This is a genomic window from Mycobacterium sp. ABE4_509, assembly GCF_056160785.1.
Genome location: NZ_JBSWXU010000217.1, coordinates 1 through 6266, shown reverse-complemented (window position 1 = coordinate 6266; position 6266 = coordinate 1). Strand labels below are relative to the sequence as shown.

The 6266-nt window shown below is 66.3% G+C and carries 4 protein-coding genes and 2 pseudogenes; 4 read left to right on the top strand and 2 right to left on the bottom strand.

The annotated features are described in order from the left end of the window. Both ACXAID_RS26615 and ACXAID_RS26610 read left to right on the top strand, forming a co-directional pair. Positions 1-269, top strand: a pseudogene (locus ACXAID_RS26615) (hypothetical protein); the annotation flags it as partial. Continuing rightward, entirely contained in the window at positions 266-1099 is an 834-nt protein-coding gene (locus tag ACXAID_RS26610) for a hypothetical protein (protein ID WP_475025179.1), read from the top strand. The pseudogene ACXAID_RS26615 and the gene ACXAID_RS26610, both read left to right, overlap by 4 nt. A 510-nt stretch (positions 1100-1609) precedes the next feature. Here the strand turns inward: ACXAID_RS26610 and ACXAID_RS26605 are convergent. Continuing rightward, entirely contained in the window at positions 1610-1813 is a 204-nt protein-coding gene (locus ACXAID_RS26605) for a type II toxin-antitoxin system Phd/YefM family antitoxin (protein WP_475025180.1), read from the bottom strand. A 986-nt stretch (positions 1814-2799) separates the two neighbouring features. Here ACXAID_RS26605 and ACXAID_RS26600 point away from each other — a divergent pair. Beyond that, positions 2800-4314, top strand: coding sequence for a hypothetical protein (locus ACXAID_RS26600; protein WP_475025178.1), 1515 nt, complete (start codon positions 2800-2802; stop codon positions 4312-4314). Positions 4315-4318: 4 nt separating this feature from the next. Here the strand turns inward: ACXAID_RS26600 and ACXAID_RS26595 are convergent, their stop codons facing one another. Then, positions 4319-6028 carry an amidohydrolase gene (locus tag ACXAID_RS26595; RefSeq protein ID WP_475025177.1) on the bottom strand — a complete coding sequence of 570 codons (1710 nt, stop codon included), beginning with the start codon at positions 6026-6028 and terminating at the stop codon, positions 4319-4321. Between the two features lie 73 nt (positions 6029-6101). Between ACXAID_RS26595 and ACXAID_RS26590 the strand changes: the two are divergent. After that, positions 6102-6266: pseudogene (locus ACXAID_RS26590) on the top strand (cobalamin biosynthesis protein); the annotation flags it as partial.

Genomic DNA, 6266 nt, shown 5'->3' with positions numbered 1-6266 from the left:
CCGCACGCTGGGCATCGCTGACCGGCAACGCGGCAGCTGTCATAACAGGCATACTACAAACTACCGCACTAATTCGCAGACGGACCACTAGCCATAGGAATCACGAACAGGCCGACAATCATTTGTGGATCATTCACCCAGATCCTCCTTTGGGCCCGAAGGAACGCGAGGTTGTGATCGAGTTGTGTGAGCTGGCTGGCTTCACAAAGGATGTTGATGTGTTAACGCCGCGGACTTTCGCCGCCCGAGGGGGACGGCTCAAGCAATGAGCGATCCGGTGCTGGTACCCGCAGATGCCCTCCATGGCGTCCGTGTAGCCCTCTCCGTGTCTCAAAGCGCGGATCTCAACACTCTGGGCCTCACAGAATTGCATCTGGAGCTGCTTGTTGCTGAACTTGCGAGGGCGGTGATCCTTAGCGGCGGGATCGTGATATATGGGGGACGATTGCGTCCCGCGGGCTTTACGGGCGTGATCATGAGTGAGGTTCGCCGGTACGGCGACGACCGGCACGCACTTGAAATCTACGTACCTGAGCCAGAGCACCGCGGAATATCGACGGATGAATTGCTTGCGATCGATTCCCGTCTCGGGACGTCGGGGAGCCTGAATCTTTTGACAAGCGCCGGCGAAGTGTTGTCACCTGCGAACATCTCCGGACGTACACCTTCCGGGGATAGCGACGCTGAGGCATTGTCCGCCATGCGCCGCTGTGTATCCCAGGCAGCGGACGCGCGGATACTCGTTGGAGGCAAGCTATCTCGCTATGGCGGGTCGGAGCCTGGGGTTATCGAGGAAGCTCGCCTCACCCTTGAGTTTGGCAAACCGGTCTACGTGTCGGGAGGGTTCGGGGGTGCCGCGGCCGCAGTTGCGGCGGCTCTTGGATTCGACGACTTCGAGTGGGCGCCCGCGGGCTTCCCGACAGGCGTGGACTCGGCCGAGGTCTATGAAGCCTTGCTTCGAGTGACGGCTGCCTTCAGCGCACGTGAGCCCTTCGACGGGCTGACAGCCGATGAGAGGAGAACCCTTGCTGTGAGCCACCGACCCGGAGATATTGCCTCCCTAGCCGTTCGTGGTATCGCGCGCGCTTTCAAGAGGTGACCGCAAGCTTCAAACGACAACCCGAGGACGTCGCAGGGACAGGAACGTGATCCATTCTTCGCCAAACGGACGCTCTGTCGCTAGTGCTAGGCCACTTGGATGGACGAGGAGATCTAAGCCAGGCGGTCCGACTCAGCGTCCCACCAGTGTCCCAAGACATGCCGGAACTACCCAGACGAGGCGACTCGACTGAGACGCGCAATGTGCTCTGACCAGGTCTATCGCGATGTGGTAACACTCCGGATAACACCGTTGAGCTCCCAGGGGGTCAGGTGGTCGAAGGTTCAATCTGCCCGTCTGTCGAAAACCCTCTATGACCAGCATCGGAGCGCATTCCTATCTCAGCAGAGTGTTGTGGTTTGAGTCCGCAGCGACAGCAATCGGGCCGGTTTGCCCGTCGCACATGTGGGCACCGCTGGTGCTCGGCCAGCGCCACGGAGCTGATCGCGATCCTCGTCCACGCGGGGACCACATCGTCTGCGATCACCGTGCAGGTGTGCGGCACAGCCCTCACCGCGGCGACCATGGATCGCGTATTTCCTGGGCGGTCTCATAGCGGTCGATGTCCCAGTCGGGGTCGGCCGGCCCGGCGAACACCTCAGCGGCGTCGGACCACCGGCGCCACGCCCGGCGAGTGGCCGGCACCAACCTCGCTGTCGGCCTGCCGGCGCTGGTGATCGTGATTTCCTCGCCGCTCTCTACACGGCGGGCCAGGTCGGTGCGGACGGAGCTCCGGGACCAGCAGAGCGCTAAATAGGTAGCCGCCTCCGCGCGCAGGCGCTGGTTCCCCTCTCGGGTGGTCCTGACCTGCGATTACAGGAATCGTGTAGTCGCAGGTCAGCAGTCTCTACGCATGTCCGATCGCCGGCTTCAGTCGCCTGCGCCGCCGAAGGTCGATAGTCGCCCGAGGGGCGATCGCATGAGGGGATGCCCCTACCCCCGGCTGTGCCAAGAGTGTGCCAAGAGGCGCAGAAACGGGTGAGAAACGGGCGATGCAGCGAAACGACTGAGACCGCTGAGCTGGACTTATGCGAACGGAATAGGCACACTGAGACGCTATAAAAGCAGGTCAAAGGCATTTACACACCAGCGGTCGGCGGTTCGATACCGTCCGCGCCCACCAGAGGTGATCCTCGATGACCCGGGCAGCTGCGGCGCGATCCTCGGCAATGTGGCAACCGTCCACGTCGCTCGCGTGACTGGCCCACAGTGTCCGAAGCTGGGCGCAACGCCATCGCGCGGGGCGGGTGCCTCCGCTGTGTGGACAATATCGAGATATTGTGCACGATCAGGAGTAGATTCCTGAATACCTGAATCGAGATCGCTGGTAGTCGTGCTTCGTCTGTCCGTGGCGGAATGCTTCTGTCCCTTCGTATTCCGTCCCTTGAATTGCGCATGTCCCCGAACATTTCTGGAACAACCAAACTCGGAAGGGTGTCCAGACAATGCGTGCAGCGCCCGTGTTTCTTCGTGTCGGAGCCGTGATCGTCGCGCTTGGTTTGGGAACTGCGATGGCCACCGGACAGCAGGTGGCGGCCGCCGAATCCCCGTCGACGTCAACCACGACGTCCGCGTCCAGGGACGCCTCGTCGGAGCCTACGAATGATTCGCCGTCACAGACGGCGTCGAGCGGATCACCTGCGCCCTCCGCCGCCGAGGGCTCTGCGCCAGGTGCTGACACGGATGAGTCGTCTGTCGATGTGGATGAATCCGACGGCGTGGATGAGGCTGAGCCGTCCGATGCCGAGGACTCTGCGCCCGATGCTGAAACGGACGACTCGTCTGTCGAGGTGGATGAATTCGACGGCGTGGATGAGTCTGGGCCGTCCGCCGCCGAGGGCTCTGACTCCGATGCCGAAACGGATGAGTCGTTAGTCGAGGTGGATGAAGCTGACGGCGTGGATGAGTCTGAGTCGGCTGTCGAGGCGGGCGGCCCTGATGTGGAGATCGCCCCGGTCGCGTTTGTCCCGAGCGGGGCCGACCCGGATGAAAGCTCCTCGGGCCCAGTTGTATTGGGCAGCGACGACCCTGCGCAGCGGTCACTCGGGGCGGGTCCGCAGGGCTCGGCGATGAGCCCGCAAGTCCGGGATACCGCCGACGATCTTGTAGCCGAGGTCGAGCCCGCCGCACTGCCGATCGAGGCGACCCCAGCACCGCCAGCATCGACCGACGGATCCCCGGCCCGGGATTCCGCTGCTGTTGCGGTAGCGCTGCCAGGGTTGGTCTCGTCCACTGCAGAAACCATGGGTCCGGTCGACGTGCCGGAGCCCTCGACTTTGCCGGTGAAAACGGCTTCGGCGCGCATCGTCACCGGCTTGCTGAGCTGGTTGGGATTGCAGCCCGACACCCCGATGGCTCCCCGCGGCTCGGTGCTGGAGCTGCTGTACGCGGCCTGGCGGCGGACCACAGTGTCACAGCCCGCCCCTGCCGCATCCCATCCGACTGCCTTGTCGGTCTCACCGGCAGAGCTGGCCGGTCCGATTTCCGACATCTTCAACCTGAGCATTTCCTTCAGCGGCATGCAGATCGTGCAGATCGGCGGCGCCAGTGCGACGTCGTCGGGTTTCGGATCGCTGGCAGTCGCCTTTCTTCCGAACAGCTCAGCCACTGCAGAGGGCGCGTTCAGTGGGGCGTACGCCCTCGGCCCCGCTGCCACAGCTACCGCGGCCGGCGGTTTCGGAAACAAGGCCTGGGCCTTCGGCGCCGACAGCGGTGCCACGGCCGGCGACGGCACCCTCAACAGGGCCTGGGTCTTCGGCGACGGGTCCACTGCCGCGGCCACCGACGGTTCGGGAAACAAGGCATGGGTCCTCGGCAATGGCAGCAGTGCTGAGATCTTCTTCGGGGACGGCATCATCGCCGGTGTGGTGGGTGACGGCAGTAGCGCGTTCGCTGTTGACGGCGTCATGAACAGCGCCACGGTGGTCGGTGATGGCAGCAGCGCACGGGCGTTCGGCGGTGACGCCAACACTGCTCGGGTTACCGGTGACGATAGCCATGCGTTCGCCGCCGACGGCGACAGGAACACCGCCACAGTGGTCGGGCACGGCAGCAGCGCCGACGCGTACGCCGGCGACGACAATGTTGCAGCCGTCGCTGGTGACGGCAGCTCCGCCGATGCCTACGCCGGCAACAACAACGCAGCGGTTGTCAATGATTCCGGTCTGGTCGCGGTGGCCGGTCCCGGTGACGGCATCACTGTGATCGTTCCGTAGCGCGTCAGCAGCAGCCGGTGCCCGGCTGCTCGCCCAGATGCGTGTGCGCGGAGTTGTCGCCGGCGGAGACCGCGGCCAGGAATTCGTCCAGATCGATCCGGCGCCCGCCCAGCCAGGTGCCCGTCACCTGCACCCGCTCGATCAGCTCGGCCGGATCCACCGCCCACGGGTCGGCGCTGAGCTCCACGAAATCGGCCAGCTTGCCGACGCTGATCGAACCCACCAGATGGTCCCGGTGCAGTGTGCGGGCGGCGTTGATGGTCTGGGCGCGCCAGGCCTCGTGGAGCGGGATCGCCTGCTCGGCGTCGTGCACCGTGCCGGCACGGGTCCTTCGGGTGGCCGCTGTGGCGACGTTGATCACCGGGGTGGGCGGTGACACCGACCCGTCGTTGTGCAGCGACACGCACGCCCCCGAGGCGACCGCGTCGCCGAACGCCTGCCAGCGCGCACCGTGTTTGTGGTCGAACATCGCGCCGTCGAGCAGATCGCCCCAGTAGTAGTACTGAAACGGCGCCAGCGACACGTGCACCCCGAGCCGGGCGGCCCGGTCGAACTGCGCGCGGGTGCCGGCCCCGCAGTGCTCGAGGCGCCAGCGGTGATCGGTGCCCAGCAGGCCGTGGCGGTCCAGCGCGGCCTCGTAGGCGTCGAGCGCCAGATCGAGCGCCAGGTCGCCGTTGGCGTGGAAGGCCATCTGCCAGCCGGCCGGCGCGGCCCGGTCGAGAATCGCGTCCAACTGCTCGCGGGTGTAGTTCATCGACTGCGGCCCGCCCGCGGTGGCCGGGTCGATTCCGGCGGTACGGGTGGCCTCGGTGTCGAGGTAGGGAAACGAGATCGCGATGTTGCCGACCCACGGCGAGCCGTCGGTCCACAGTTTGACCCCCGCCTTGGTCAGCCAGGACTCGCCGGCGGTGAAGGTCGCCGGCTCGGCGTAGGTGTCGGTGATCGACATCTCCCACATGCTCACCCGCAGCGGGCAGGACGGCGCCGCGGCCAGCGCCTCGTAGCCGGCGGCGAACTTCGGGTCGTAGGTCATGTCCGAGGTCGAGGTGTAGCCGCCGCGGCTCATCAGCGCGTAGTACTGTGCCGCCGACAGCAGCGGGTCACCCATCTGGGCCATCAGCGGTCCGGTGACCGCGGTGAGCACCGGCAGTTCGAAGCCCTGCCCGTTCAGCGAGCCGTCCGGGTTGCGCCCGTAGTGCGCGGCGACCGGGTCGGGCGGGGGAGCGACATCCCAGCCGTAGCGCTTGATCAGCGCCGAGTTGAAATACACCCCGTGACCGGAGTTGTCGGTCACCACGGTGATCCGGTCGCCGAAGATCGCGTCCAACTCGTCGGCGGTGGGCGCGGGGTGGCCCTGCAGCAGCGCGTCGAAACCGGCGAACCACAACGGGGTGTCGGGGTCGGAGTCGGCGATCGCGTCGGCGAACACCTTCTGCACGTCGGCCCAGCTGGGGGCGACCCATGGCGCGATGGAGCGGGCCGGCGCCTGGGTGGCGACCCCGCTCAGCAGCGGATGGCTGTGCGGTTCAACGAATCCGGGGGCCAGCGCCGCGACCCCGGTGTCGACGACCTCAGCGCCGGGCAGCGCGGCCCGGCAGTCCGCGACACTGCCGACGGCGACGATGCGACCGTCGGAGACCGCGACGGCCCGGGCCCGGGGAACGGACTCGTCCATCGTGATGACGGTGCCCGCGGTGAGAACAAGATCAGCCATGCGGTCAGTCTGTCATCCCGTCGGCGCCGACCTGCCCACTTCCGGCGCGTGCGCCCTGTGAGACGCTGCGGTGGTGCGTGCGGCAGGGGGACGGGTGGCGGGAATCGCCGCGGGCGTGCTCGCCGACGCGGTCCTCGGCGACCCGCGCCGGGGCCATCCGGTGGCGCTGTTCGGCCGCGCGGCAGCGGCATTGGAGCGCTTCACCTACCGCGACGACCGGCGCGCAGGAGCCCTGCAC

Excerpts from the sequence above, each read along its gene's own strand:
- ACXAID_RS26610 (WP_475025179.1), top strand. The coding sequence starts at position 266 with ATGAGCGATCCGGTGCTGGTACCCGCAGATGCCCTCCATGGCGTCCGT.
- ACXAID_RS26595 (WP_475025177.1), bottom strand. The coding sequence starts at position 6,028 with ATGGCTGATCTTGTTCTCACCGCGGGCACCGTCATCACGATGGACGAG.